Genomic DNA, 1,885 nt, shown 5'->3' with positions numbered 1-1,885 from the left:
AATTAATCTCAGATCTCTCATCTAAAATCACTTATCTAGATAAAAGAGTTCTTTGACATATTGAAAGAAAAAAAGACACAAGAGAAGACAACAGTAGAGACAATGTTGTAATATGCTTGAGTTAGTAAACGGACCCTCGGTCTATGCCGAACTGTTTATTAATTAGTATTACGATGTATATATCAAAGCAGCTCTATAGTAGCAAAAGGGCTATATGAGTGAAGAAAGTAAATAAGGGTACACGGGGGATGCCTAGGCTCTCAGAGGCGATGAAGGACGTGATAAGCTGCGATAAGCTACGGGTATTGGCAAATGCGATTTGATCCGTAGATTTCCGAATGGGGCAACCTAACTATCTGAAGGATAGTTGTATAATACGCGAACGCGCCGAACTGAAACATCTAAGTAAGCGTAGGAGGAGAAAATAATAATGATTTCGTAAGTAGTGGCGAGCGAACACGAAAGAGCCCAAACCATATATGTTACGGCATATATGGGGTTGTAGGACCACGCTATGTGATTTGTAACGTAAACTGGAAGCAGGTGGGAAACTGCGCGATATGGGTGATAGCCCCGTACAGGTAAGCAATACAGCGCTAGTGGTATCCTGAGTAGGGCGGGACCGGAGGAATCCTGCTTGAATCTGCCAGCACCATCTGGTAAGGCTAAATACTCCTGAGAGACCGATAGTGAACCAGTACCGTGAGGGAAAGGTGAAAAGAACCCCGAACAGGGGAGTGAAAAGAACCTGAAACCGTGTACTTACAAGCGGTTGGAGCGGATTGATTCCGTGACAGCGTGCCTTTTGCATAATGAGCCTACGAGTTACTCTTTGTTGGCAAGGTTAAGTCGTTCAGCGACGCAGCCGCAGCGAAAGCGAGTCTGAATAGGGCGTATAGTCAGCAGAGGTAGACGCGAAACCTTGTGATCTACCCTTGGGCAGGTTGAAGTTTAGGTAACACTAAATGGAGGACCGAACCGATAAACGTTGAAAAGTTTCCGGATGACCTGAGGGTAGGGGTGAAAGGCCAATCAAACTGGGAAATAGCTCGTACTCCCCGAAATGTTTTTAGGAACAGCGTCGATATTAAGTCTTATAGAGGTAGAGCTACCGATTGGGTGCGGGGGAGTCAAATCCTACCAAATCCAGACGAACTCCGAATGCTATAAGATATGATCGGCAGTGAGGCTTTGGGTGCTAAGGTCCAAGGCCGAGAGGGAAAGAACCCAGACCATCAGCTAAGGTCCCCAAATGTAGTCTAAGTTGAACTAACGAGGTCCGGTTGCCCAGACAGCTAGGATGTTGGCTTGGAAGCAGCCATTCATTTAAAGAGTGCGTAACAGCTCACTAGTCGAGCGACCGGGCGTGGATAATAAACGGGCATCAAGATTACTACCGAAGCTATGGATTCATACTGAAAGATGTATGTCTGGTAGGGGAGCATTCTATCGTCGGAGAAGCATCATGGTGATGTGTTGTGGAGATTATAGAAAAGCAAATGTAGGCATAAGTAACGATAAGGCGGGTGAGAAACCCGCCCACCGAAAGACTAAGGTTTCCTGATCAACGCTAATCGGATCAGGGTTAGTCGGGGCCTAAGGCGCACCCGAATGGGGAAAGCCGATGGACAACTGGTTAATATTCCAGTACTTTTATATACTGCGATGTGGTGACGGAGTAGTGACACTGCCGCGAACTGACGGAATAGTTCGTTAAAAGGCGTAGGTATTAGGACTGTAGGCAAATCCGCAGATCTAGCTGAAACCCAATAGTACAGCAAAGCTTCGGCGGCGCTGATAGAGCAGGTAATCAGACTTCCAAGAAAACCCGCTAAGCTTCAGGTATATAAAACCCGTACCGTAAACCGACACAGGTAGTCGAGGA

At 46.5% G+C, this 1,885-nt stretch carries 1 rRNA gene (running past one end of the window); it reads left to right on the top strand.

The annotated features are described in order from the left end of the window. The first annotated feature begins 221 nt into the window (after positions 1 to 221). Positions 222 to 1,885: ribosomal RNA gene (locus tag FLS47_RS18230) — 23S ribosomal RNA — on the top strand; it runs 1,448 nt beyond the window's last position.

It is taken from the genome of Sphingobacterium cavernae, assembly GCF_008520265.1.
Classification (GTDB): Bacteria; Bacteroidota; Bacteroidia; order Sphingobacteriales; family Sphingobacteriaceae; genus Sphingobacterium; species Sphingobacterium cavernae.
Note: the sequence above shows the minus strand (reverse complement) of the source record. Positions and strands in the feature narration are given on the sequence as shown.